Origin of the sequence: Frondihabitans sp. VKM Ac-2883, assembly GCF_015350875.1 — a bacterium.
In the GTDB taxonomy this organism is placed as follows: domain Bacteria; phylum Actinomycetota; class Actinomycetes; order Actinomycetales; family Microbacteriaceae; genus Frondihabitans.
Genome location: NZ_JADKSF010000001.1, coordinates 608642 through 634014, shown reverse-complemented (window position 1 = coordinate 634014; position 25373 = coordinate 608642). Strand labels below are relative to the sequence as shown.

Here is a 25373-nt window from a genome sequence, read left to right as displayed (position 1 = left end):
CGAGGCCCCGATCACCCACGACGTACCCCGGATCCTGCCCGCCTTCGTTCTGTCTTGATGCCGCCTGTGAGCACGCGGACGCGCGGAATAACCGGAAGTTAGGATGGGTTTTACCGCACAGGCGATCGACGAATTCGATCTGCCACCCAATCGAAAGGTTCCGAATGCGCCAGGTCATCATCATCGGTTCCGGCCCAGCCGGTTACACCGCTGCGATCTACGCCGGTCGAGCCGGTCTCGCGCCCCTCGTGGTCGCCAGCTCCGTCGAGGCGGGTGGTGAGCTCATGAAGACCACCGAGATCGAGAACTTCCCCGGTTTCCCCGACGGTCTGCAGGGCCCCGAGCTCATGTTCAAGATGCAGGAGCAGGCGGAGAAGTTCGGCGCCGAGGTTCTGCTCGACGACGTCGTCAGCGTCGACCTGTCCGGTGACGTCAAGAAGGTCACGCTGGGCTCGGGAGCCGTCGAAGAGGCGCTCACCGTCATCTACGCGACCGGGTCGGCCTACCGCAAGCTCGGTCTCTCCGACGAAGAGCGTCTGTCGGGCCGCGGTGTCTCGTGGTGCGCCACCTGCGACGGCTTCTTCTTCAAGCAGAAAGAGATCGCGGTCGTCGGCGGCGGCGACTCGGCTATGGAGGAGGCGACGTTCCTCACGCGCTTCGCGACCAAGGTCTACGTCATCCACCGCGGCGACACCCTCCGTGCCTCCAAGATCATGCAAGATCGCGCGTTCGCCAACGAGAAGATCGAGTTACTCTGGAACAAGACGGTCACGGCGATCACGGGCGACGAGAAGGCGGCTGGCGTCACGCTGACCGACACCGTCGACGGCACCGAGTCGCACCTCGACCTCGAGGGCCTCTTCATCGCGATCGGTAACGACCCGCGCACGCACCTCGTGCACGGTCAGCTCGACCTCACCGAAGATGGCACGATCGCGGTCCAGGGTCGCTCGTCGAAGACCAACCTCCCCGGCGTCTTCGCCGCGGGCGACGTGATCGACATCACCTACCGTCAGGCGATCACCGCCGCCGGCTCGGGTACCGTCGCCGCCCTCGACGTCGAGCACTACCTCGCCGGTCTCGACCAGCAGCTCGTGGCCCAGGCCCTGGGTGAGCAGCCCGCCGAGCCCGTCACCGTCAGCGCCTAATTCAGGCCGCCTGACCCTCTCGCTTCACCATCTTTGACTCTCCACGAAAGGGGAACACTATGAGCACCGCAACAGCAGTCACCGACGCCAACTTCGAGGCCGAAGTCCTCAACTCCGACGAGACGATCCTCGTCGACTTCTGGGCCGAGTGGTGTGGCCCGTGCCGCGCCGTCTCGCCGATCCTCGACCAGATCGCGTCGGAGCACTCCGACAAGATCAAGATCGTCAAGCTCAACGTCGACGACAACCCGCAGACCGCGATGAAGTACCAGATCACCTCCATCCCCGCGATGAAGGTGTACCGCGGTGGCGAGGTCGTCAAGACCGTCATCGGCGCCAAGCCCAAGCCGGCCCTCGAGGCCGACCTGGCGGACTTCTTGGCGTAGACAACCGTTAGAAAGCCCGCCCAGCAACCACGCTGGGCGGGCTTTCTTTTGTTAACTCACTAACCTTGACCGAAACCCCTCACACAGACAGGGCATCGCATGACCAACCAGGGCACCAACCTCGATCCGTGGTACGACAGCTACGCCGACCGCACCGCAGGCCTCAGCGCCTCTGAGGTCCGGGCCCTGTTCGCCGTCGCCTCCCGCCCTGAGGTCGTCTCCCTGGCCGGCGGAATGCCCTTCGTCTCAGCTCTGCCCAAAGAGATGGTGATGGGTTCGATCGAGAAGGTCATGCGCGACAACGGCGCAATGGCCCTGCAGTACGGCTCCGGCCAGGGCACCCCGGCGATCCGCGAGCACATCATGGAGATCATGGCCATGGAGGGCATCCGGGGGAGTGCCGACAACGTCGTCGTCACCACCGGCTCGCAGCAGGCCCTCGACCTCGTCACGCGCCTGTTCATCAACCCCGGTGACGTGGTGCTGGCCGAGTCTCCGAGCTACGTCGGTGCGCTGGGCGTGTTCCGCGCCTATCAAGCGGACGTCGTACACGTCGAGATGGACGACGAGGGGCTGGATCCTGAGGCTCTTCGCCAGACGATCACCGCCCTCGAAGCCGCGGGCAAGCCGATCAAGTTCCTGTACACGATCCCCAACTTCCACAACCCCGCGGGCGTCACTCTGACCTGGGCTCGTCGCCTCGAGATCCTCGACATCTGCCGGTCGCACGGCATCCTCGTGCTCGAAGACAACCCGTACGGTCTGCTCTACTTCGACCAGCCGGCGCCCCAGGCGATACGCTCGGTCGACGACGAGGGAGTCATTTACCTCGGCTCGTTCTCGAAGACGCTCGCGCCGGGTTTTCGGGTCGGCTGGGCGCTCGCCCCCCACGCCATCCGCGAGAAGCTGATTCTCGCCAACGAGTCGGCCACGCTCTCGCCGTCGTCGTTCGGTCAGTTCGTCATCACCGAGTATCTCGACCAGACCGACTGGAAGGGCCAGATCGACACCTTCCGCGGCATCTACGCCGAGCGGCGCGACGCGATGCTCTCGGCGCTGGGGGAGTACCTGCCCAGCCTCTCGTGGACCAAGCCCGACGGCGGCTTCTTCGTCTGGGTCACCCTGCCCCATGAGCTCGACGCGAAGGCCATGCTGCCGCGCGCGGTGAAAGAGCTGGTCGCGTACACGCCCGGCACGGCGTTCTTCTCCGATGGTCAGGGTCGCAACAACATCCGTCTCTCGTTCTGCTACCCGACGCCCGAGTCGATCCGCCTCGGAGTCTCTCGACTCGCCACCGTCATCAACGGCGAGCTCGACTTGCTGCGCACTTTCTCGGGTGCGTCGATGACCACGCAGACTCCTACGCGTCAGAGCGTCGGCAACCCGCCGCCGAACACCCTCTGACCAGCAAAAAAGCAGGATCCAGCCCCACGCACCGAAATGAAGGCGCCACTCTCATGACCACGCCCCTCGTCCCCGCCTCACTCCGCACCGTGACCGTCCTGGCGGGCGGAATCAGCCACGAACGCGACGTCTCGCTCCGCTCCGGTCGGCGTGTTGCCGACAGCCTGGTGTCGCACGGGGTGAAGGTCGAGCTGCGTGACCCCGATGCCTCGTTGCTCGAGCACCTCCGGACGACCCGCCCTGACGTGGTGTGGCCGGTCCTCCACGGGGCGAGTGGTGAAGACGGTGCACTGCGCGGCCTGCTTGATGCGGTCGACATCCCGTTCGTCGGGTCTCGCGCGACCGCAGCTCGCCTGGCCTGGGACAAGCCGACAGCCAAGGCCCTCGTCGCCCGCGCCGGCATTCACACGCCCCGTAGTATCACCCTGTCGCACGACTCGTTCCGCGAGCTCGGCGCCGCCGGTGTGCTCGAGGCGATCGCCGAGGAACACCCTGTTCCCGTCGTCGTGAAGCCAGCCCGCGGCGGATCCGCGCAGGGCGTCACGGTCGTCGACACCGCCGCTGGTCTACCCCGCGCCATGGTCGATGCCTACACGTACTGCGAAGACGTCATCGTCGAGCAGAAGATCGTCGGCACCGAGATCGCCATCGGAGTGATCGACACGGGCGATGGCCCCGTAGCCCTGCCGGCCGTCGAGATCGTGCCGACGTCGGGGTTCTACGGCTTTGAGGCGCGGTACAACGCGGGAGAGACCCGCTTCTTCACGCCCGCCCGCCTGTCGTCGCCGGTTGCCGAGGCTGCCGCAGCTGCTGCGGTGGCCGCACACGAGGCCCTCGGGCTTCGCCACCTGTCACGCGTCGACATCATCGTCGACGCGGCCGGCACGCCGTGGTTCCTCGAGGTCAACGTGCTGCCCGGGCTCACCGAGACGTCGCTGGTGCCGCAGGCCCTCGAGGCGGCCGGCTACGACCTCGGGTGGGTCTACGCCGAGCTCGCGCAGAAGGCGATCGCCGACCACAGCGCCTGAGGCTCGGCGTTGTGGCTGGTGCTGGTCCTGGTGCTGGTGCCGGTAGCGGCCCAGCCTTCTGTGTCGACGTTGGGTTCGCGCCTCCGATCTGAACGCGCGCGTCTGGCCTGAACCCGCTCACTCGGCTCAAACCCACACGATCGGCCTAAACACCTGCCCTAGGCTCGGCGTTTATGCCGCCTTTGCGGGTCTGCGCCGACGTTGCGGGTCTGCGCCGATCGAGCGGGTCTCTGCCGATCTAGCGGGTCTCTGCCGCTACCGAGGGTCCGGGCCGGTGTCGATGTTTGACGCTGGCACCGCCGCCCGCCTGCCTCACTGCCCTGCAGTTGTTTCACGTGAAACACTGCCGCGCCTAGCGCTCGAGGCTCACCCAAGGCTCCGTGATGCAGTAGCCCAAGGACTCGTTCATCCGGATGCTGGCCTCGTTCACCGCTGCGCCCCCGGTTCCAAAGAGCGCCACACCCTCGAGCGCCAAGGCCAAGATCGACGACGCCTTCACGGCCTTGGATAGACCTTGCCGCCGGTACTCGGGGTGCACCGACGTGAATTCGGTCTCCGCTCGATCTGCAGCCAAGCCGACCAGTGTGACGGCCACCAAGGATCCCTCGTGGCGAAGTCCGAAGGATCGCACACCCCGATCGCTCAGCGCCTCCAGTTCTCGCAGACTCGGTACCTCGTGAACTGTTGCGGGAGTACTCGGGTAGTCGCCCGCAACGAGTGACTCGAGATGAACTACATCCCTGAGATCAGACCGCCCGAGCTCTCCACACTCGAAGCCGCTGGCCTCGGCTCCAAACACAATCTGTCTGCAAAGCGACAAGACCGACGGGCTCACCTCGAGTCGCGCACCCCATGACTCGCCCACGGGCAGAAAGCCGCTTTCGACGAGCTCGTCGTGCCGGCAGGAGCCGAAAAGCACGGTCTCGGTCTGAGTCATCGACCCTCAGATCGACGCAGGGCTACGATGCCGGTAAATCCCCTGATCAACGACACCTTGACTAAACCACACCAAAGGGGTCTTGCCCGATTTCACTCAGAATCCGGTTAAGATCTCCCACCGAAGCGAAGTCGATCGTGATCGAACCCTTTCGAGCACCGAGAGTCACCTTCACTCTTGTGTCGAGTCGGTCGCCGAGTCGATCGGCGACCTCATTCAGATGACCCTGCGTTGCCCCCGACGTCGAACTTGCCTTCTTCGGCTTCGTCGAGATTCCGGCTGCGGCCGCCTCTGCCGCTCGAACGGAGAGATCTTCGTTGACGATCTTGTCGGCCAGCCGCTCCATGCCGGCAGCATCACCGACTGAGAGGATTGCGCGAGCGTGACCGGCCGAGAGAACACCCGACGCCACCCGGCGCTGCACGGGGGAGGGGAGTCGAAGCAAGCGAATGGTGTTGGTGATCTGCGGTCGACTTCGGCCGATGCGGCCAGCCAGTTCCTCCTGGGTGATCCCGAAGTCAGCCAGAAGTTGCTGGTACGCGGAAGCTTCTTCCAGGGGGTTCAGCTGTGCACGGTGCAGGTTCTCCAGAAGTGCATCACGGAGCATCGCGTCGTCGGCCGTGTCTTTGACGATCGCCGGAATCGTCGCAAGGCCGAGCTCCTTGGTGGCCCGCAGGCGCCGCTCACCCATAACGAGCTCATAGGGGGCAGAACCCTGTGTCGGATCCTTGATGGCTCGAACCACGATTGGCTGGAGAACGCCGACTTCGCGGATCGACGCCACGAGTTCGCGCAGTTCTTCGTCGCGAAACTCAGTCCGGGGCTGCTGCGCGTTCGGCACGATGTCGAGCGGGTTGAGGTTGGCAAGACGGGCCCCGGGAACAGCCACCAGCTCTTCCGCCGTCTGCTCGCGCGTCGGAAAGAACACATCGACGGGGCGACCCTGAGTCTCGTCGGTAACGGGAATGAGGGCGCCGATTCCGCGGCCGAGCCCAGTTCTCTTTGTTGCCATCAGGCGGGTGCTCCTCGGTGTGCGATTTCAGCGGCGGCTTCGAGATACGAGAGCGAGCCGGGGGAGTTGGTGTCGTAGCTGATCACTGTCTGGCCGTATCCCGGTGCCTCAGAGATGCGTACAGACCTCGGAATCATGGTCTTCAACACCTCCTTCGGGAAGTGCTCGCGCACATCGGCAGCGACCTGCTGCGACAGATTAGTCCGACCGTCGTACATGGTCAGCAGGATGCTCGAGACTGTGAGCGCCGGGTTCAGGTGCTTCTCGATGAGCTGGATGTTGCGGAGCAGTTGGCTCAAGCCCTCGAGGGCGTAGTACTCGCACTGGATGGGGATCAGAACTTCTTGAGCGGCAACAAAGGCGTTGATCGTCAAGAGACCAAGGGACGGCGGGCAGTCGATGAACACGTAGTCGAAACGTTCCCCGGCCTCCTCGGTGGCCGTCAGAAAGGCATCCAGAGCCGTGCGAAGTCGCTGCTCACGGGCCACGAGTGAAACAAGTTCGATCTCCGCTCCGGCGAGGTGAATCGTGGAGGGCACACAGAAAAGAAGATCGAACTCGGGGCTCTTTTGAATCACATCGGCGATGGCGGATTCACCGACCACGACGTCGTAGACGCTCGCGGTCTCAGCGCGATGCTCTACGCCCAGCGCAGTGGAAGCGTTGCCCTGCGGATCAAGGTCGATCACAAGGACTCGAGCTCCTCCTCGCGCGAGACCCGCAGCCAAGTTCACGGTTGATGTCGTCTTACCGACGCCACCCTTTTGATTCGAGATCGTCACCACACGCGTACGCTCAGGCCGGGGGAGGTGATCCGCCCGAAGGGCCTCACGGCGTCGCGACAAGTCGGCCAACTCACGAGCCAGGGGAGTGGTGGCGTCAAAAGCGACCGGCCCTTGGGGCTCAGAAGGGGTGGAGGCAGTAGTCACCGGATGCGTCTCCGAATCGCTGTGTTTCACGTGAAACGGTCATTGAGAGTGGCGTGAAAACGGCCAGCTCGTTACCGCAAGTCAGTCAACTGTAGCCCGAAAGACTCTCGTGGTTTCGTCGAGTACACCGACCCCAAGCTCCAGTACCTCGACGTCACTGAGGTGGTTCTTGGCGATTACTTTGCGCGCTGCTGTCACTTCGTCAGCCACTCGAGCCCCCTTGAGGAAGAGCAACTGACCGCCCGTCTTGACTAGCGGAACAGTGAGCGGGATGAGCTTCGAAAGGGCACTGACGGCACGGGCAGTTGCCTGATCGAGCCACGGAGAGATCTCCGCCTCTTCGGCGCGAGCACGAACAACTTCAACATTCGTGAGCCCGAGGCGATCCGCTTCAGCGCGCAGCCAATCCGTGCGGCGCTCCATCGGTTCGATAAGTATCAAGGTCGACTCAGGTCGCGCCGCGGCCAAAACGAGACCCGGCAGGCCTGCCCCGGAGCCAATATCTCCCACTCGCCCGGCGACGAGAAGGGGCGCCAAGAGTCCACTGTTGATCACGTGGCGAGTCCACAGCCGAGGGAGCTCCAGGGGCCCGATGAGCCCTAGCTCCTCGCCATACTGAGCGAGATCTGCAGTGAATTGCCGAACGACGTCAATGCGGTCGCCGAAGAGATCAGCCGCGAATGCCGGCTCGGGCTCAAGATCGGGAAGGACGGCGGTCATCGTTTCACGTGGAACATACGAGCGGAGGTGACACTCACCAACGTGGAAGCTACGATCACGGGCGGGTCACGACAGTGTGCCGGTCGCGGCCTTCGCCCTCGGACTCCGAGGTGAAACCACGCGCGGCCACGATGTCGTGGACGAGCTTGCGCTCGTACGACGACATGGGAGGCAGGGACGCCGACGTGGCTCCCTCTTCGAGGCGTTCAGCAGCTCGCTCCACAAGGGCGGCGAGCTCCTGTTCACGTGTCGCGCGAGAGCCGCCGACGTCGAGGATCAAGCGGGAGAACTCGCCGGTCTTCGCCTGGACGGCAATACGGGTCAACTCCTGAAGGGCTGTGACCGTGTCCGGCTTGGACAGAACGCGGAGGTCGTTCTCACCCGATGAGTCGACAGAGATGTAGGAGCGTCCGCCCCGCGTCTCGATGTCGATGTCGCCATCGAGATCAAGGATGTCGAGCAGCTCTTCGATGTAGTCGGCAGCGATGTCGCCCTCGTCAGGCCCTGCATCGTCACCCGCGTCGACACCATCGTCGTCGCGCACGTCACTCTGGCCCTCGGAAGCACCCGACTCGTCGTCGGTCGATCGTGCGGAGTCCGACACAACAGTCGAGGCTTCGAGCGCCCCATTCGAAGCAATCGCCTCGTCGGTGGTCTGAGATGCCGCGGCGAGGCGGTCTTCGGCGGACTTGTCAGCGGGGAGGGGAGCGGAAGTCATCGTGCTTGGCCGTTCTGCTTCTTGGAGCGCGCCTTGCCTACGGGCTGGCTGCGCTGGGTGGTCACTCGCTTGGGGGTCTCGATCTCAGTCACCGTTATCTCGGTGAGCGACTTGAGGGGGTTTCCCTTGCCCCGCGCCTCGCGGTCCTGCTGCCTCTTGGCAAGCCGGGCCTCACGCGCAAGAGCGGCGTCGGAGCCAGGCGTCGGGCTGTTGCGGATGACGACGTACTGCTGGCCCATCGTCCAGAAGTTGGAGGTCAGCCAGTAGAACATGACGCCGAGCGGGAACGAGAGACCGGAGAAGAGGAAGACCAGCGGGAGCACGTACAGGAGCATCTTCTGCTGCTTGTACATGGGGCTCGCCTTGGTCTCGGGCGACATGTTCTTCGTCGTGAGCTGCAGCTGCGTGAAGAACTGCGAGGCCGTCATGAGCACGATCATCGCGCCGGCGATGATCTTGACCGAGATGACGTCGGAGTTGGTGAAGGTCTCTTTGAGGGGAGCACCGAACAGGGTGGACGTCGCGAACGCGTTGCTGAGATCGCGGTTGAGGAGGCCGATGCCGACCTTGTCGAGTTGAGCATTGTGGAGCACCGTGTAGAGGCTGAAGAACACGGGCATCTGAATCAGCAGCGGAAGGCATGACGAGAGGGGGTTGGTGCCCGTCTCCTTGTACAGAGCCATCGTCTCGCGAGACATGGCTTCGCGGGAGAACTGGTCTTTCTTGCCCTTGTACTTGTCTTGGATCTTCTTGAGCTGGGGCGCTACCTCCATCATTCGGCGCTGATTCTTGATCTGCCGCACGAAGATGGGGATGAGGCAGACGCGTACGACGATCGTGAGCAGCACGATCGACAGCACCCAGGTCACGCCGGCGTCGGCGTCGAGGCCGACGGAGGTGAGCACGTAGTGCCATCCGACGAGGATCGCCTCGACGACCCAGCGGATCGGCCAGAGGATCGTGCCTATGAAGTCGAGCATGCGGGTCAGGCCTTTCTGTCGCTGCTGAGGTGCAGCCGTTCGCTGCGCAAGTGCAGCCTTTCGCTGCCGAAGCGCAGCCGGGGACTAAGGGGGAGCGGGCTGGTCGCACCAGAGGACGACTCTTTGTCAGCAGCTACAACGAAACCGCTGGTCAAGACGACGATTTCGTGCCCATGAGCCATGTGACGGTCGGGAACATCGTCGATCCCGCCTGCCGCCCACGGATTACATCGCGCGATTCGCCAGGAACCCAGGGCGATCCCCTTGAGGGCTCCGTGACTCTGGATCGCCTGGAGCGTGTAGGTCGAGCACGAGGGGTAGTAGCGGCAGACATCGCCGTAAAGCGGCGAGATGACCGCGCGGTAGGCACGAAGAAGCGCCACGCACACGTTGCGCGGGAGAAGTGCCACGAATCGGACGATCTTCACGCTCTCACACCCTTGTTCACCGCTCCGGTGATCTCTTCGAGCAGGGTAGACCACTGAACTGCATCCGACCCTGGCAGTGCGCGGATCACGATGTCCGTTCGCTCGAGGGGGAAATCGTCGTCACCGAGCAGCGTGTGGGCGACTCCTTTAAGACGTCGCCGCACGGTGTTGCGCACCACGGCGTTGCCGACGTTCTTCGCGACGATGAAGCCGAAGCGACCAGGCGCCGACGCCGCCGAAAGAGAAGGATCCGCGGAAGCCACCCTCAGGTACACGACACAGTGCGCCGTAGCCGACTTGCGGCCACGGCGCACGGTGTTGCGGTAGTCGTCAGCGCGGACGATCCGATTGGCTTTAGCCAACATGAGGTCTCGTCCGGCTTAGACCGGTCGATTTGACCGTGTCGATCTACGCGCTGAGCTCGGTGCGGCCCTTGCCACGACGCGCGGCGAGGATGGCGCGACCGGCACGCGTACGCATGCGGGCACGGAAGCCGTGCTTCTTGGCACGACGACGGTTGTTCGGCTGGAAGGTGCGCTTGCTCATGGTTTTGTCTCCAGAAGGAAAGGGACCGAGCTGAACGCGCCGGAGACACGTGCCGCAGTCCGAGAAGTCTTGTCAGCCCAAAGTGACTGAAATCAACTGGTTAAAACTACGCGAGCGGGGCCCTGTGGTCAAACGACGAGCAAAACACTCATTATCCACAGTGTGGAAAACCTGGGTTGTGTTCGGCCCGCCGTGTCGAACTAAGGTGGGGGAGCCGCAGCGGCGGGGGCTCTGTAAATGCGTATTCCGCCGCGGAACATCAGGGGTGGCAGTCGGTGGGCGCGGATCCTCGGGTCTTTTTGCCACCGGTGGAAAACCCTGTGGAGAACTCCACCCGCGCGACCACGCCCCCGTCACCCCCAGACACGAAGCGAGAACACAGTGACCAGCACCATCGACCCGGTTCAGGGCCTCTGGAGAACGGTTCTCGCGCGCCTGACCACCGACGACCGGATCACACCGCAGCTGCACGGGTTCATGAGTCTGGTCGAGCCGAAGGGCGTGCTCGGCGACACCCTGTACCTCGAGGTGCCAAACGAACTCACGCGCGGAATGCTCGAGCAGCGGATTCGCGAGCCCCTCCTCGACGCGATCGCGACCCTCGACGACTCTCCGGTCGCCAGCTTCGCCATCACAGTCAACCCCGACATCACGCCCGACACGCTCAGCCAGCCGCACGAGATCGCCGAGCCGGCCCAGTACGTCGAAGCGCCCTTCGTGCCGGCGCCGGTCCAGAAGGCCTCCCCTGGCAAACGCACCGATTCGCGGCTGAACCCGAAGTACAGCTTCGACAACTTCGTGATTGGCGCCTCGAACCGTTTCGCCCATGCCGCCGCGGTCGCGGTCAGCGAGGCACCGGCCAAGGCGTACAACCCGCTCTTCATCTACGGCGAATCCGGCCTCGGCAAGACCCACCTCCTCCACGCCATCGGGCACTACGCCGAGAGCATGTACCCCGGCATCCGCGTCCGGTACGTCTCGAGCGAGGAGTTCACCAACGACTTCATCAACTCGATCGCGAATAACCGGTCGAGCCAGTTTCAACAGCGCTACCGCGAGATCGACATCCTGCTGATCGACGACATCCAGTTCTTGCAGGGCAAAGACTCCACGCAAGAAGCGTTCTTCCACACCTTCAACACCCTGCACGACCACGACAAGCAGCTCGTGATCACCTCCGACCTGCCACCGAAGCACCTCACCGGCTTTGAAGACCGAATGCGATCGCGCTTCGAGTGGGGTCTCATCACCGACGTGCAGGCGCCCGACCTCGAGACTCGAATCGCGATCCTCCGTAAGAAGGCGCAGAGCGAGAAGCTGCAGGTGCGCGACGAGATTCTCGAGTACATGGCCTCGAAGGTGTCGAGCAACATCCGCGAGCTCGAGGGCACCCTCATCCGTGTCACCGCGTTCGCCAGCCTCAACCGCACGGCCGTCGACATGGCTCTCGTTCAGACGGTGCTCAAAGACCTGATCACCCTCGACGAAGACAACGTCATCGCGCCGGTCGACATCATCAATCACACGGCCGACTACTTCAAGCTCTCGGTAGACGACCTCTACGGGTCGTCGCGCTCTCAGGCGATCGCCACCGCACGACAGATCGCCATGTACCTCTGCCGTGAGCTCACCAACCTCTCTCTGCCCAAGATCGGGCAGCTGTTCGGCAATCGCGACCACACCACGGTCATGTACGCGAACAAGAAGATCTCCGAGCTAATGAAGGAGCGCCGGTCGATCTACAACCAGGTCACCGAGCTCACCAGCCGCATCAAGCAGGACCACCGCTACAAGTAGCCCGTCCTAGCCCCGGCGCCGCCTGGCCCAGCCCGGCCCCGCTCTAGCCCTGCCCCGGCCCCGCCCCGCCCCGAATTCGAAGGAAAAACCGTTCCTCGACCCCGCCCGATCCCGATGAATCCGTCGCCGGGCCGAAGTTTCTCCTTCAAATTCGGCGAAGCCCCCGAACTGAAACGCTCGAGTCGAAGCCCCAGGATCCGACGTCCCGGCCTCGCGCTCGAGTGTTAACCCCTGCCTGAGCGCCTCCTCCTGGAGGCCCCACGCCCCCTCCACGCGCCACTGACGCGCCCCTATGGTTTCGGGCGTTTCCCCCAGTGTGGATAACTTGTGGAAACTTGGGGAGAATCGGGGGACGGATTGTTCACTCCGACGCCTCGGGTGTGAATGACACGAATTTGTCAGTCGGTCGCGCTCACAGGTCGGGGGCCTCGATCCCACAATCCATCAACAACTCACACGGATGTAGTTCCCAGTGGCCAGGCGGTTATTAACAAGTTATCCACACTGTGCACAACGGTTAAGACTGTTACTCCTACTTAGAAATGAATGAGGGAGAAAGCAACCTTGTGGATGAGTCGGCACCCCGGAGCAGCCTGGGAGACACCGAAACCACCTGGAGAATTGCTGTGCCAGTATTAACCGCCGGGCAGCGCTCTGCACGGGCACGGTTTGCACGGGCGGAGCCCTGCACTCGCAGGGCCCATGCTCTGTCGGGTATCGACTGCAGTTTTCGAATAGGGGTCACCGCGTGAAGTTCCAGGTCAACCGCGACGTCTTCAGCGACGCCGTCTCGTTCGCTGTGAAGCTGCTGCCTCAGCGAACCACCCTGCCGATCCTCAGTGGTGTGCTCATCGAGGCTCACGAGGGTGGCCTCACGCTCTCGTCGTTCGACTACGAGGTCTCGTCTCAGACGAGCATCGCGGCCGAGGTCGACGAACCCGGCACGATCCTCGTCTCCGGCCGGCTCCTCGCCGACATCGCCAACCGCCTTCCGAACGCACCGGTCACGTTCACCACCGAAGACACGCGCATCAGCGTCTCCTGCGGCTCGGCCAACTTCTCGTTGCTGAGCATGCCCGTCGAGGAATACCCGACGTTGCCGGCACCCGGTGAGCAGTCGGGCGTCGTTCCCGGCGATGCTTTCTCACTTGCCATCGCGCAGGTCGCCGTCGCGGCGAGCCGCGACGACGTGACACCGGTCATCACGGGCGTGCAGCTCGAAGTCACCGAAAACGCCCTGTCGCTTGTCGCCACCGACCGCTACCGCGTCGCCGTCCGCGGCATCGACTGGGATCCCGGCACTGCCGCCTCGACCCAGACTCTCACCGCACTCGTACCGGCTCGCACCCTGCAGGAGGTCGGCAAGACCTTCGGCAATGCGTCCACGCTCTCCGTGGCGATCACGGGTTCCGACGACCGTGAGCTGATTGCCTTCCAGGCCGACAACAAGATCGTCACCTCGCTCCTGATCAAGGGCAACTTCCCCCCGGTCAAGCGACTGTTCCCCGAGACGGTCGAGAACTACGCGGTGATGAACACCGCCGACCTCGTGGAGGCGACCCGTCGTGTGTCGCTCGTCCTCGAGCGCGAAGCAGCTTTGAGATTCACGTTCACGATTGATGGCCTCACCCTCGAGGCGATCGGTAGCGAGCAAGCGCAGGCGTCAGAGTCGATCGACGCGCTCCTGACCGGAGAAGACACCGTGGTTTCGTTGAAACCGCAGTTTCTCCTGGACGGACTGGGAGCCGTTCACTCGGAGTTCGTCCGCATCTCGTTCACTAAGACCGAGAACCCCAACAAACCGGGGCCCGTACTGATCACGAGCCAATCCTCGAAAGATCAGCCCGGTGCGGACAGCTACAAGTACCTCCTCCAGCCCAATCTCCTGCTGCGCTAGCCGCGCACTCCACCGCCGCGCTCCCGAACACCGGCCGCGCGTCACCTCAACGAAGGATTCTCATGCACATCGGCCTCATCGGTCTCGGCAAAATGGGCAACAACATGCGCACCCGCCTGCGCGAGCACGACATCGAGGTGACCGGGTACGACCACAACCCCGATGTCTCCGACGTCGCCAGCCTCAAAGAGCTCGCCGCCGCACTCCCCGCTCCCCGCATCGTCTGGGCCATGGTCCCGTCGGGCGCCATCACCGCAGGCGTCGTCAAAGAGCTCTCCGAAGTCCTCTCCGAGGGCGACATGGTCATCGACGGCGGCAACTCGAAGTGGACCAGCGACTTCGACAACGAGAAGCTGCTCGGCGAAAAGGGCATCAAGTACGTCGACGCCGGTGTCTCCGGTGGCGTCTGGGGACTGAAGAACGGCTACGGCCTCATGGTCGGCGGTTCCGACGAAAACATCGAGCTGGCTATGCCGATCTTCGACGCGCTCCGCCCCGAAGGCCCCAAGGCCGAAGGCTTCGTGCACGCCGGCCCCGTCGGTGCCGGTCACTACACGAAGATGGTGCACAACGGCATCGAGTACGCCATCATGCAGGCGTACGGCGAGGGCTTCGAGCTGCTCGAGGCGAAGAAAGACCTCGTCAAAGACGTTCCCGGCACCTTCAAGGCCTGGCAGCGCGGCACCGTCGTGCGCTCCTGGCTCCTCGAGCTCCTGGTCGTCGGCCTCGAGGCCGACCCGAAGTTCGACGAGATCTCGGGCTACGTCGAAGACTCGGGCGAGGGCCGCTGGACCCTGGCCGATGCCATCGAGCTCGCCGTTCCGATGCCGACCATTTCCGCCTCGATCTTCGCCCGCTTCGTCTCCCGCCAGGGCGACGGATCGCCGACGATGAAGGCCGTCGCAGCCCTCCGCAACCAGTTCGGCGGCCACGCGGTCAAGAAGGCCGACTAGCCACCGCTCGATTTCGAGCAGGCGCAGCTGCGCCGGATGGGCCCGCGTGCGAGTACTCCACCTCAGTTTGACCGACTTCCGCAATTACGAGTCGGCTGAAGTGACCCTCGCGCGTGGGCCCAATCTCTTTGTCGGCCGCAACGGCCAGGGCAAGACCAACCTGGTCGAGAGTCTCGGCTATCTGGCCACCCTCGGTTCCCATCGGGTGTCGAGCGATGCGGCACTCATTCGGGCCGGCCGCGACTCGGCCATCGTGCGTGCCCGCATCGAGAGCGGCGACCGTGAGCTTCTTGCCGAGGTGCAGATCAACCGGTCGTCACCGAACCGGGCCCAGATCAACCGCGGGGCGATCAAGCCTCGCGAGCTGCCCCGCTATTTCTCGAGCATCCTGTTCGCCCCCGAAGATCTCGCGCTGGTGCGCGGCGATCCCGGCGGCCGGCGGCGGTTCCTCGACGAGCTTCTCGTCGCGCGCAATCCTCGCCTCGCGGGAGTCCTCTCCGACTACGACCGGGTGCTCCGCCAGCGCAATACCCTGCTCAAGTCGGCCCGGGCCTCCGGGCTCAAGGGCGACAAGCTCTCGACCCTCGACATCTGGGACGAACGGCTGGTGACTCTAGGATCCGAGATCATCGCGTCCCGAGAACACCTCGTCGAGCTGCTGCGGCCGGAGGTGCGCGCGGCCTACCGTGCCGTCGCCGGCGACGACCACGCGGCCGACCTCGGTTCCGTCCTGAGCATTCGCGGCACGGTTCGCGACGATGACGACCCGGTGGAGCAGCCCGACGCGGCCGTTCCGGCCGCGGAGATCCAGCCGGTCTTCCAGGAGGCGCTCGCCCGTGTCCGGCGATCGGAGCTCGATCGAGGGGTGACGCTCGTCGGTCCGCACCGAGACGATCTCTTCTTGGCGCTCAACGGCCTTCCCGCCCGCGGCTACGCCAGTCACGGCGAATCGTGGTCGTTCGCGCTTGCGCTCAAGCTCGCATCCGCCGCCGTCCTCCGCCGCGACTCGTCGACGGGCGATCCGGTGATCGTGCTCGACGACGTGTTCGCCGAGCTCGATCGGTCGAGGCGCGAACGTCTGGCCGATGCAGTCGCCGACTACGAGCAGGTGCTGATCACGGCGGCGGTCGAGGAGGACGTGCCCGAGCGTCTCGCTGCACACACCGTGCGGATCTCGAAGGGCACCATCGTCGACCAGGTGACCGGGTCGGATCCTGAAGTCGTTCCCGAGGTGTCGCAGTGAGCCCGCGGCCCACCGGGCCGAAAGACGACAACGAGGCGCAACGCGTCTACCTGCGGTTTCGCAAGGTCTTCGGCGATCCGTCGACCCGGTCGCGAGATGCCCGTCGACGTATCGCGCGGGCGGGTGCGCCGAGCCAGCCGTTCTCGTCGGGGCGCGATCCCAAGGGGATTGCCGACGTGATCCTGGGCGTGACCACCGAGCTCGGCTGGAACAGCACCCTGGCGCAGTCCGACCTGATGACGGCCTGGCCCGACATGGTGGGGGTCGAGCTCGCCGACCACTCCGTTCCGGTCGGTATCGAAGATGGCACGCTGACCGTCCAGTGCGACTCGACGGCGTGGGCGACGCAGCTGCGTCTGATGCGCGCTCAGATCACCACGTCGATCATGGGCACCTACCCCGAGGCGGGCATCCAATCGATGCGTTTTCTTGGCCCGAACGCCCCCACCTGGAAACGCGGTCCCAGATCTGTTCCAGGGCGCGGTCCTCGCGATACTTACGGTTGACAGGGCTCAATCGGTCAACCCACTCGTGAAAATCGCTCTGAGGGCCGATTTCGCCCCGGAGGAGGGCCTCCTGCGGTAGACTCGGAAGGTCGTCCGGAGGCCTGTTTCGCGCAGGTGACGGAGGCGTCACGAGAAAAACGGCAGGAGCCCCACAAAGCATGTCACCGAATTCGCCTGACGGTACCGACCACTCTTACGAAGCAAGCGACATCCAGGTACTCGAGGGCCTCGAGGCCGTTCGCAAGCGCCCCGGCATGTACATCGGCTCCACGGGCCCCCGCGGCCTCCACCACCTGGTCTACGAGATCGTCGACAACGCAGTCGATGAGGCACTCGCCGGCTACTGTGACACCATCCACGTCACCATGCGAGAAGACGGCGGCATCCGCGTCGTCGACAACGGCCGCGGCATTCCCGTCGACATCCACCCCGTCGAGAAGAAGTCGACCGTCGAGGTCGTCCTCACCGTGCTGCACGCCGGTGGCAAGTTCGGTGGCGGCGGCTACGCGGTCTCCGGTGGCCTTCACGGTGTCGGCTCGTCGGTCGTCAACGCGCTGTCGACCGAGCTCGACGTCGAGGTGCACCGTCAGGGGTCGGTCTGGCGTCAGAGCTTCACCAACGGTGTTCCGGTCGCCCCGCTCGCCCAGGGTGAAGACGCCTCCGATACCGGCACCACGATCACCTTCTGGCCGAACGCCGAGATTTTCGAGATCGTCGAGTTCGACTACGAGACCCTGCGTGCGCGCTTCCAGCAGATGGCCTTCCTGAACAAGGGCCTGCGAATCACGCTCGTCGACGAGCGCCCAGTCGCCGACGACGCCCCCGACGGCACCAAGGCCAAGAGCGACGACTTCATGTACGAGAAGGGGCTCGAAGACTACGTCGAGTACCTCAACGCGTCGAAGAAGGTCGACGTCGTCCACCCCGACATCATCTCGTTCGAATCCGAAGACACCGAGAAGAAGATCGCCCTCGAAGTGGCGATGCAGTGGAACTACTCGTACCAAGAGAGCGTCCACACCTACGCGAACACCATCAACACGCACGAGGGCGGCACGCACGAAGAGGGCTTCCGCGCCGCGCTGACGACGGTGGTCAACTCGTACGGCATCGCCAAGGGCCTCATCAAGACGAACGACAAAGACAAAGAGAAAGACAAAGAGGCGCGTCTCACCGGTGACGACGTGCGCGAGGGCCTCACCGCCGTCATCTCGATCAAGCTCGGCGAGCCGCAGTTCGAGGGTCAGACCAAGACGAAGCTCGGCAACACCGAGGCGAAGTCGTTCACGCAGAAGGTCGCGTACGACCAGCTGAACGACTGGTTCGACAAGAACCCGGTGCAGGCCAAAGAGATCATCAAGAAGGGCATCCAGGCGCAGCAGGCCCGGATGGCCGCTCGCAAGGCCCGCGATTCGACCCGCCGCAAGGGCGTGCTCGAGTCGAACGGCATGCCCGGCAAGCTCAAAGACTGCCAGTCGAAAGACCCGGCACTGAGCGAGATCTTCATCGTCGAGGGTGACTCGGCTGGCGGCTCTGCCGTTCAGGGCCGCAACCCCGAGACGCAGGCGATCCTGCCCCTCCGCGGCAAGATCCTGAACGTCGAGAAGGCGCGCCTCGACCGGGCCCTCGGCAACAACGAGGTCCAGGCGATGATCAAGGCGTTCGGCGCCGACATCGGCGATGACTTCGATCCCGAGAAGGCCCGGTACCACAAGATCGTGCTGATGGCCGATGCCGACGTCGACGGTCAGCACATCACGACGCTGCTGCTGACGCTGCTCTTCCGCTACATGCGTCCGCTCATCGACCTGGGCTACGTCTACCTGGCCATGCCGCCCCTGTTCAAGATCAAGTGGTCGAACGCGCCGCACGAGTACGTCTACAGCGACCTCGAGCGCGATGCTCTTCTGGTCGCCGGCAAGGCCGAGGGCAAGCGGATTCCGAAAGATAACGGAATCCAGCGCTACAAGGGCCTCGGCGAGATGGACTACAAAGAGCTGTGGGAGACCACCATGGATCCCGACACCCGGACCCTCCGCCAGGTCACTCTCGACGACGCCGTCGCGGCCGACACCATCTTCAACACCCTCATGGGCGAAGACGTCGAGCTCCGACGCAACTTCATCCAGCAGAACGCGAAAGACGTTCGCTTCCTCGATATCTGATTCGCTCCCCGAGTGGGGTCGCGTCTCTGACTGACGCGCGACCCCGAGCGGGGCGCTCAGGCCGATCGAAGGATCCGATGGGCCGGCTACCGAAAGAAAACACCTGATGGCAGACGAGACAGACGACACCACCGGCGGCATCCCCGAGGGTGTCGAGCCGGCACAGTTCGCGGCGCAGCTGAAGCGCGACAGCATCGAAGCGGTCGACCTCCAGCTCGAGATGCAGCGCTCCTACCTCGACTACGCGATGAGCGTGATCGTGGGGCGAGCGCTCCCCGAGGTGCGCGACGGCCTCAAGCCGGTTCACCGCCGCGTGATCTACGCGATGTTCGACGGCGGCTACCGCCCCGATCGCGCCTTCTCGAAGTGCGCCCGCGTCGTCGGCGACGTGATGGGCAACTTCCACCCGCACGGTGACTCGGCGATCTATGACGCTCTGGTGCGTCTCGTCCAGCCGTGGAGCCTGCGCTACCCGCTCGCCCACGGCCAGGGCAACTTCGGCTCGCCGGGAAACGACGGCGCCGCGGCTCCGCGATACACCGAGACGCGCATGGCCCCGCTCGCGCTCGAGATGGTCCGCGACATCGACGAAGACACCGTCGACTTCCAAGACAACTACGACGGTCGCACGCAAGAGCCCGCCATTCTCCCGGCGCGGTTCCCGAACCTCCTCGTCAACGGCTCGGTCGGCATCGCCGTCGGCATGGCGACGAACATCCCCCCGCACAACCTCCGCGAGGTCGCCGCGGGAGCGCAGTGGTACCTCGACAACCCCGAGGCCACGCGCGAAGAGCTCCTCGAGGCGCTCATGCAGCGCATCAAGGGCCCCGACTTCCCCACCGGAGCGCAGATCCTCGGGGTTCGCGGCATCCACGACGCCTACCGCACGGGTCGCGGTTCGATCACCATGCGCGCGGTCGTCAGCGTCGAAGAGATCCAGGGTCGCACCTGCCTCGTCGTCACCGAGCTGCCGTACCAGGTCAACCCCGACAACCTCGCGATCAAGATCGCCGACCTTGTTCGCGAGGGTCGTGTCGCCGGCATCGCCGACATCCGCGACGAGACCTCCGGTCGCACCGGTCAGCGTCTGGTGATCGTGCTGAAGCGCGACGCCGTCGCGAAGGTCGTGCTGAACAACCTCTACAAGCACACCTCCCTCCAAGAGAACTTCGGCGCGAACATGCTCGCCATCGTCGACGGCGTGCCCCGCACGCTTCCGCTCGACGGCTTCATCTCGGCATGGGTCGACCACCAGGTCGAGGTCATCGTGCGTCGTACCTCGTTCCGACTCCGCAAGGCCGAGGCCGACGCGCACATCCTCCGCGGCTACATCAAGGCGCTCGATGCCCTCGACGAGGTCATCGCCCTGATCCGCCGTTCGCCGACTGTCGACGAGGCCCGCACCGGTCTCATCGACCTGCTCGACATCGACGAGCTCCAGGCGAACGCCGTCCTCGCCATGCAGCTTCGTCGCCTCGCGGCTCTCGAACGCCAGAAGATCCAAGACGAGCACGACGAGCTCGAGCGCAAGATCCTTGACTTCAAAGACATCCTCGCCAAGCCGGAGCGTCAGCGCACCATCATCGGCGAGGAGCTCAAGGCCATCACCGACAAGTTCGGCGACGACCGTCGCACCGAGATCATGTTCGGGTTCGACGGCGACATGAGCGTCGAAGACCTCATCCCCGAAGAGGAGATGGTGGTCACGCTCACGCGCGGCGGCTACGTCAAGCGCACCAAGAGCGACAGCTACCGCTCGCAGCACCGTGGTGGCAAGGGCGTCAAGGGTGCACAGCTGCGTGCAGACGACGTGGTGGAGCACTTCTTCGTCACGACCACGCACCACTGGCTGCTGTTCCTGACGACCAAAGGCCGCGTCTACCGCGCCAAGGCGTACGAGCTGCAAGAGGCCGGCCGAGACGCCAAGGGCCAGCACGTGGCGAACTTCCTTGCCATGCAGCCCGACGAAGAGATCTCGCAGGTGCTCGACATCCCCGACTACGAGGTCGCCGACTATCTCGTGCTCGCGACGCGCGAGGGTCTCATCAAGAAGACGGCCCTCACCGAGTACGACACGAACCGCACCGGCGGCATCATCGCCATCAACCTGCGCGAGGGCGACGAGCTCGTGTCCGCGCTGCTGGTCGACGAGCACGACGACCTCCTCCTGGTCTCGCGTCACGGCATGTCGCTCCGCTTCACCGCGACGAACGAGTCACTCCGGCCGATGGGTCGTTCGACCTCCGGCGTCAAGGGCATGACCTTCCGCGACGACGACTCGCTTCTTTCCGCATCGGTGGTCGGCGAAGAAGGATTCGTCTTCGTCGTGACCGAGGGCGGTTACGCGAAGCGCACGGCCGCCGACCAGTACCGCATCCAGAACCGCGGTGGGCTGGGCATCAAGGTCGCCAAGCTGGCCGAGGCCCGCGGCGACCTGGCCGGAGCCATGATCGTCTCCGAAGACGACGAGGTGCTGGTCGTCCTGTCGGGCGGCAAGGTCGTCCGCTCCGCGGTCTCCGAGGTGCCGGCCAAGGGCCGCGACACCATGGGAGTCGTCTTCGCGCGGTTCGCCGCCGACGACCGGATCATCGCCGTCGCCCGCAACACCGAGCGGAACCTCGAGGGGCCCGACGACGAGACAGCGATCGAAGATGCGACCGTAGACGGAGGCGCTGCCAGCGCGGAAGGTGACACTGTAGATACAGTGTCCTCCGACGCCGACAGCGTCGAGGGCACCGACACATCGCCCGACACCACGGGTGAGACCGCCGGAGAGGACACGACCGAAGCATGACTAGCGTCGCAGAAAAACTGCAGAGCAAAGCCAAGAAGCCAGTCGGAACAAAGCAGGTTCGACTGAAGCTCGTCTACATCGACTTCTGGTCGACCGTGAAGCTGTCGTTCCTGATCGCCGTGGCCCTCGGCATCATCACCGTCGTCGCCACGTTCCTCGTGTACGTCATCCTCACGCGCCTCGGCATCTTCGACACCGTCGACAAGCTGCTCCAAGAGGTGCTTGGCGACAAGGGCTTCACCCTCCAAGACACCCTCTCGATCGGGCAGGTCATGCTGTTCGCGATCGTCGTCGCGATCCTCAACATCGTGATCGGCACCGTCCTCGGTGCCATCGCTGCGCTCCTGTATAACCTGAGCGTGCGCATCACCGGCGGTCTACTCGTCGGTTTCACAAACAACTGATCCAGCCGGGGCCTCCGAGGCCCCACTCGATTTAGTGAATCGGGCCGAATAAGGTACTGTCTTATTCGGTCCAGGGGGCTATAGCTCAGGCGGTTAGAGCGCTTCGCTGATAACGAAGAGGTCATAGGTTCAAGTCCTATTAGCCCCACGGTGTCTCCTTACGACACTGAAGAAACACCCCCAAGACCAAGCACCATTCGGTGCAACACCTGGTCAGTGACCGGGGCCTTAGCTCAGTTGGTAGAGCGCCTGCTTTGCAAGCAGGATGTCGGGAGTTCGATTCTCCCAGGCTCCACAGTTTGTTCTACTCGCCCTCGCTTTGCTCGGGCTCGCAGTGGGTATCGTGCTGGTCTGGCGGCTTCGCCGCAGTGGTCAATTCTCCTCTCGTGTGTTCGGTTTGCCTTCGGCTCACCTCACACCAATCTCGTCGTGCTCGCTGGCGGCTTCGCCGCGGCACTCGCTGCGCTCGTGCGAGGCGAGAGTACGCAAGTGTGGGCCAAGGGAGCGCCGGAGGGCCCAATTGCGCACTCTCGCGGGCAGGGGCGGGGCCGGGATGGCAGGCCCGGGGTGCGCCCGGGGGCAGAAGCTGGCAGGCGGGGCCGCCGGATCCTGAGGTCGGAGACTGGCCTGGGGAACGACGAAGGCCCGCACCCCCGGAGGGATGCGGACCTTCGATGCGGTGACGCGACGATCAGGCCTTGGGGCTGTCTTCGTCGTCGGCAACCCACAGCTCGTCGTCGGCACGGAGCGTCTGAGCTGCCGCGTAGATGACGGCGCCGAGGCCGACCACGCCCAGGATGATGAGGAAGACCCCACCCTTGCCCAGGCCCTTATTCTTCTGCGTCTTCTTCTGAAGCTTCTTGGCCTTGAGAACCGTCTTCGCGATGTTCTTCGTGGCCTTGGGGTGCTTGCGAGCCTGCTGCGCGGCCTTCTTCAGTGCCTTGCGCTTGGCCTTCTTGCTGAGCTTCTTGCCGCTCTTGAGGAGCTCGTCGAGGTCGATGTGCTCGGCCAGCGGGCTCGAGGCCACGGCGGCCGACACAGCCGGCGCCACGTCGTTCTTCAGGCGGTCTTTGGCGTGCGTGGCTGCCACGGAGGCGTTGGCGACACCGGTCGACACGGCAGGCTTGACCTGGGCGTCGTAGGCGGCCTTGACTCGGGGTGCCAGGTCGTTCTTTGCGCGCTCGGCGGCTTCGGCGCCGACGGCCTTCCAGAATTCACCGGCGTGGCCGAGAAGCTCGCGCTGCTCACCCCAGATGCCGGCGGCGTCGCTCCGGAGCTTCTTCAGTTCGCGTGTGCTCTTGCGTGACGTGGCCATGTGCTCTCCCTTATGGTTCCTGCGGCGTTGCGCCTATCTTGGCACGGGCTCCCCTGATAGGTCACAGGATGATGTCTGGGGGACGACTGAATCATCATGTCGCTGTGAAAGAATCGGACACATGTCTACGCACACCGCAGTCGCCACCATCACCACCACCCTCGGCCCCATCAAGGTCGATCTGTATGGCAACCACGCCCCCAAGACCGTCGCCAACTTCACCGGCCTCGCCACCGGCACCATCGAGTGGACCCACCCGAGCACGGGCAAGGTGTCGAAAGACAACCTCTACGACGGCGTGGTCTTCCACCGCATCATCCCCGACTTCATGATCCAGGGCGGCGACCCGCTCGGCCAGGGCACCGGCGGCCCCGGCTACAACTTCGACGACGAGATCCACCCCGAGCTCACCTTCCAGGAGCCCTACATCCTCGCCATGGCCAACGCCGGCACCCGCGGCGGCAAGGGCACCAACGGCTCGCAGTTCTTCATCACCACCGTCGCGACCCCGTGGCTCCAGGGCAAGCACACCATCTTCGGCGTGGTCTCCGACCCCGAGTCGAAGAAGGTCGTCGACGCCATCCAGGCCGTCGACACCGACGCGCGCGACAAGCCGCTGAAAGACGTCGTCATCGAGAGCGTCACGATCGACGAGGTCTGACCCTTCGGTGACGAACATCCCGCGCAACTCCGATAACTTCTGCTATCGCCACCCCGACCGGCAGAGCTTCATTCTCTGCCAGCGGTGCGGCCGGACGATCTGCACGCAGTGCCAGACACCGGCCGCGGTGGGAGTGCACTGCCCGGAGTGCGTCCGCGAGGCACGCGGCAACATGCCCAAGGTGAGGCCTCAGGTCGTCACCCGCATGAACAGCCTCGCTACCTCGGGCGGCCCGACGGCCACGTATGCGCTGATGGCGTTGTCGGTGCTCGGGTTCCTGGTGAGCCTCGTTCCGTCGGCCCAGGGCGCTCTGCTCTTCTATGGAGCGGGCGCTCTCACCGAACCGTGGCGGATGGTGACGGGCATCTTCGTCTACGGCGGTCTGAGTTCGATCATCCAGCTGGCCTTCAACGTCTACATGCTGTGGGCGTTCGGCCAGATGATCGAGCAGCAACTCGGCCGGGTTCGCTACATCGGGCTTTACCTGCTCGGTGCATTGGGCGCCGAGGTTGCGGCCTCTTTGTTCTTCCCCTATCAGCCCGTGTTGATCAGCGGAGCGGCCATGTTCGGCCTCTTCGGGGCGTTCTACGTGATTCTGCGGTCGCGCGGCGAGCAGGCAGTCCAGATTCTGGTGATCATCGCCCTCAACGTCGTCATCGGAATCTTCTTCGGTACTCCGTGGCAGAACTACATCGGTGCCGCCGCGATCGGGGCCCTGACGGCCCTGATCTACATGCGCACTCAGCATAGATCGCGGGCGATGCAGCAACGCCTGCTGGCCGGTGGGCTGGCGGTCGCCCTACTCGCGATCCTGCTGGTCCGTTCGGCGTCACTGGTCGGGCTTGCCGCCTAGGTGGTCACGCGAAAACGCCCCGCTTCTCAATAAGGAGCGGGGCGTTTCTAGTTCGCCGGGTGCTTGGCAGAGTTATCCACAGGTTCATCCACATTGGGGATAGTTACACCCGTGTAAGACACCCCGTTATGAATGACAAGGATCCGGGCAAAACCGCAATCAAACCGGCCGCAGGGCCGGATTCGCGTCGGGCCAACCCGGCCGCACTGGTCAGACTTTGGGCGGTACGTCAGCGCCAGCGGGTCGTCATCAGGAAGCCGATGAACATGATGCCGAAGCCGACGAGGATGTTCCAGGTGCCGAGCGACGGCACGGGGTAGACGGTCTGGCTGACGTAGTAGACGATGATCCAGGCGAGACCGAGCAGCATGAAGCCGAACATGACGGGCTTGAACCAGACGGCATTCGGCTGGTTGGCGTTCGACTGGGAGTCGGTTGCGGTCGTGCCGCCAGGTCGCGCGGTGCTCGCGGTGGTCTTCTTCTCTCTGGCCATGGGCAGAAGTGTACCGGTAGGGGGTCTGTGGATAGCCTCTGCGTTGCAACTTCGCG

25 protein-coding genes and 2 tRNA genes are annotated in these 25373 nt (G+C 64.3%); 16 read left to right on the top strand and 11 right to left on the bottom strand.

Annotated features, from left to right (window positions below):
- The first annotated feature begins 164 nt into the window (after positions 1-164).
- The 4 genes from trxB to ITJ49_RS03220 all read left to right on the top strand — a co-directional run bounded on the left by trxB (position 165) and on the right by ITJ49_RS03220 (position 3966).
- Complete coding sequence (gene trxB, locus ITJ49_RS03235; protein ID WP_194601230.1) at positions 165-1148, top strand: thioredoxin-disulfide reductase; 984 nt, start codon at positions 165-167, stop codon at positions 1146-1148.
- Positions 1149-1207: 59 nt separating this feature from the next.
- A complete protein-coding gene (gene trxA, locus ITJ49_RS03230) occupies positions 1208-1534 on the top strand; it encodes a thioredoxin (RefSeq protein ID WP_055964244.1) in 327 nt (108 codons plus the stop codon).
- Between the two features lie 99 nt (positions 1535-1633).
- A complete protein-coding gene (locus ITJ49_RS03225; protein ID WP_194601228.1) occupies positions 1634-2938 on the top strand; it encodes a PLP-dependent aminotransferase family protein in 1305 nt (434 codons plus the stop codon).
- Positions 2939-2991: 53 nt separating this feature from the next.
- Entirely contained in the window at positions 2992-3966 is a 975-nt protein-coding gene (locus ITJ49_RS03220; protein WP_194601226.1) for a D-alanine--D-alanine ligase, read from the top strand.
- Between the two features lie 352 nt (positions 3967-4318).
- Here the strand turns inward: ITJ49_RS03220 and ITJ49_RS03215 are convergent, their stop codons facing one another.
- The 9 genes from ITJ49_RS03215 to rpmH all read right to left on the bottom strand — a co-directional run bounded on the left by ITJ49_RS03215 (position 4319) and on the right by rpmH (position 10236).
- Positions 4319-4903: a GNAT family N-acetyltransferase gene (locus ITJ49_RS03215; protein WP_194601225.1), complete on the bottom strand. Its 585-nt coding sequence runs from the start codon at positions 4901-4903 to the stop codon at positions 4319-4321.
- Positions 4904-4964: 61 nt separating this feature from the next.
- Positions 4965-5915: a ParB/RepB/Spo0J family partition protein gene (locus tag ITJ49_RS03210; protein ID WP_194601222.1), complete on the bottom strand. Its 951-nt coding sequence runs from the start codon at positions 5913-5915 to the stop codon at positions 4965-4967.
- On the bottom strand, positions 5915-6844 hold the full coding sequence (locus ITJ49_RS03205; protein WP_370544347.1) for a ParA family protein: 930 nt from the start codon (positions 6842-6844) through the stop codon (positions 5915-5917). The genes ITJ49_RS03210 and ITJ49_RS03205 overlap by 1 nt, the downstream gene beginning before the upstream one ends.
- A gap of 81 nt (positions 6845-6925) precedes the next feature.
- Complete coding sequence (gene rsmG, locus ITJ49_RS03200) at positions 6926-7564, bottom strand: 16S rRNA (guanine(527)-N(7))-methyltransferase RsmG (protein WP_194601216.1); 639 nt, start codon at positions 7562-7564, stop codon at positions 6926-6928.
- A 55-nt stretch (positions 7565-7619) separates the two neighbouring features.
- Entirely contained in the window at positions 7620-8282 is a 663-nt protein-coding gene (locus tag ITJ49_RS03195) for a R3H domain-containing nucleic acid-binding protein (RefSeq protein WP_194601213.1), read from the bottom strand.
- Positions 8279-9262, bottom strand: coding sequence for a membrane protein insertase YidC (gene yidC, locus ITJ49_RS03190; protein ID WP_194601210.1), 984 nt, complete (start codon positions 9260-9262; stop codon positions 8279-8281). Before yidC ends, ITJ49_RS03195 begins: the two co-directional genes overlap by 4 nt.
- 5 nt (positions 9263-9267) lie before the next feature.
- The gene (gene yidD / locus ITJ49_RS03185) at positions 9268-9690 is read right to left on the bottom strand and encodes a membrane protein insertion efficiency factor YidD (protein WP_194601207.1); all 423 of its coding nucleotides are present in this window, start codon (positions 9688-9690) and stop codon (positions 9268-9270) included.
- Positions 9687-10055 carry a ribonuclease P protein component gene (locus ITJ49_RS03180; protein ID WP_194601205.1) on the bottom strand — a complete coding sequence of 123 codons (369 nt, stop codon included), beginning with the start codon at positions 10053-10055 and terminating at the stop codon, positions 9687-9689. The genes yidD and ITJ49_RS03180 overlap by 4 nt, the downstream gene beginning before the upstream one ends.
- Before the next feature lie 43 nt (positions 10056-10098).
- A complete protein-coding gene (gene rpmH / locus ITJ49_RS03175; protein WP_043595303.1) occupies positions 10099-10236 on the bottom strand; it encodes a 50S ribosomal protein L34 in 138 nt (45 codons plus the stop codon).
- Positions 10237-10617: 381 nt separating this feature from the next.
- On the opposite strand from rpmH, the gene dnaA reads away from it, so the two are divergent.
- The 10 genes from dnaA (at position 10618) to ITJ49_RS03125 (ending at position 22290) form a co-directional block, all read left to right on the top strand.
- Complete coding sequence (gene dnaA / locus ITJ49_RS03170) at positions 10618-12033, top strand: chromosomal replication initiator protein DnaA (RefSeq protein WP_370544346.1); 1416 nt, start codon at positions 10618-10620, stop codon at positions 12031-12033.
- Between the two features lie 748 nt (positions 12034-12781).
- A complete protein-coding gene (gene dnaN / locus ITJ49_RS03165; protein ID WP_055964273.1) occupies positions 12782-13930 on the top strand; it encodes a DNA polymerase III subunit beta in 1149 nt (382 codons plus the stop codon).
- Positions 13931-13992: 62 nt separating this feature from the next.
- Positions 13993-14883 carry a phosphogluconate dehydrogenase (NAD(+)-dependent, decarboxylating) gene (gnd, locus tag ITJ49_RS03160; protein WP_055964276.1) on the top strand — a complete coding sequence of 297 codons (891 nt, stop codon included), beginning with the start codon at positions 13993-13995 and terminating at the stop codon, positions 14881-14883.
- A gap of 46 nt (positions 14884-14929) precedes the next feature.
- Positions 14930-16126 (top strand): DNA replication/repair protein RecF, encoded by a 1197-nt coding sequence (gene recF / locus ITJ49_RS03155; protein ID WP_194601199.1) that lies wholly within the window; start codon positions 14930-14932, stop codon positions 16124-16126.
- Positions 16123-16632, top strand: coding sequence for a DUF721 domain-containing protein (locus tag ITJ49_RS03150; protein ID WP_055964282.1), 510 nt, complete (start codon positions 16123-16125; stop codon positions 16630-16632). Before recF ends, ITJ49_RS03150 begins: the two co-directional genes overlap by 4 nt.
- A gap of 158 nt (positions 16633-16790) precedes the next feature.
- Positions 16791-18797, top strand: a complete 2007-nt coding sequence (gene gyrB, locus ITJ49_RS03145; protein WP_194601196.1) for a DNA topoisomerase (ATP-hydrolyzing) subunit B — start codon at positions 16791-16793, stop codon at positions 18795-18797.
- Positions 18798-18903: 106 nt separating this feature from the next.
- Complete coding sequence (gene gyrA / locus ITJ49_RS03140; protein WP_194601195.1) at positions 18904-21591, top strand: DNA gyrase subunit A; 2688 nt, start codon at positions 18904-18906, stop codon at positions 21589-21591.
- Positions 21588-21995: a DUF3566 domain-containing protein gene (locus ITJ49_RS03135; RefSeq protein WP_055964288.1), complete on the top strand. Its 408-nt coding sequence runs from the start codon at positions 21588-21590 to the stop codon at positions 21993-21995. Before gyrA ends, ITJ49_RS03135 begins: the two co-directional genes overlap by 4 nt.
- A 74-nt stretch (positions 21996-22069) precedes the next feature.
- Positions 22070-22143 (top strand) — tRNA-Ile (locus ITJ49_RS03130).
- Between the two features lie 74 nt (positions 22144-22217).
- Positions 22218-22290, top strand: a tRNA-Ala gene (locus tag ITJ49_RS03125).
- Positions 22291-22686: 396 nt separating this feature from the next.
- Here the strand turns inward: ITJ49_RS03125 and ITJ49_RS03120 are convergent.
- Positions 22687-23310: a hypothetical protein gene (locus tag ITJ49_RS03120; RefSeq protein ID WP_194601193.1), complete on the bottom strand. Its 624-nt coding sequence runs from the start codon at positions 23308-23310 to the stop codon at positions 22687-22689.
- A gap of 121 nt (positions 23311-23431) precedes the next feature.
- Between ITJ49_RS03120 and ITJ49_RS03115 the strand changes: the two genes are divergently transcribed.
- Both ITJ49_RS03115 and ITJ49_RS03110 read left to right on the top strand, forming a co-directional pair.
- The gene (locus ITJ49_RS03115) at positions 23432-23971 is read left to right on the top strand and encodes a peptidylprolyl isomerase (RefSeq protein WP_194601191.1); all 540 of its coding nucleotides are present in this window, start codon (positions 23432-23434) and stop codon (positions 23969-23971) included.
- A gap of 172 nt (positions 23972-24143) precedes the next feature.
- Complete coding sequence (locus tag ITJ49_RS03110) at positions 24144-24824, top strand: rhomboid family intramembrane serine protease (RefSeq protein WP_228513902.1); 681 nt, start codon at positions 24144-24146, stop codon at positions 24822-24824.
- Positions 24825-25053: 229 nt separating this feature from the next.
- On the opposite strand, the gene ITJ49_RS03105 is transcribed toward ITJ49_RS03110, so the two are convergent.
- Positions 25054-25317 (bottom strand): cell division protein CrgA, encoded by a 264-nt coding sequence (locus ITJ49_RS03105; RefSeq protein ID WP_194601187.1) that lies wholly within the window; start codon positions 25315-25317, stop codon positions 25054-25056.
- Between the last annotated feature and the right edge of the window lie 56 nt (positions 25318-25373).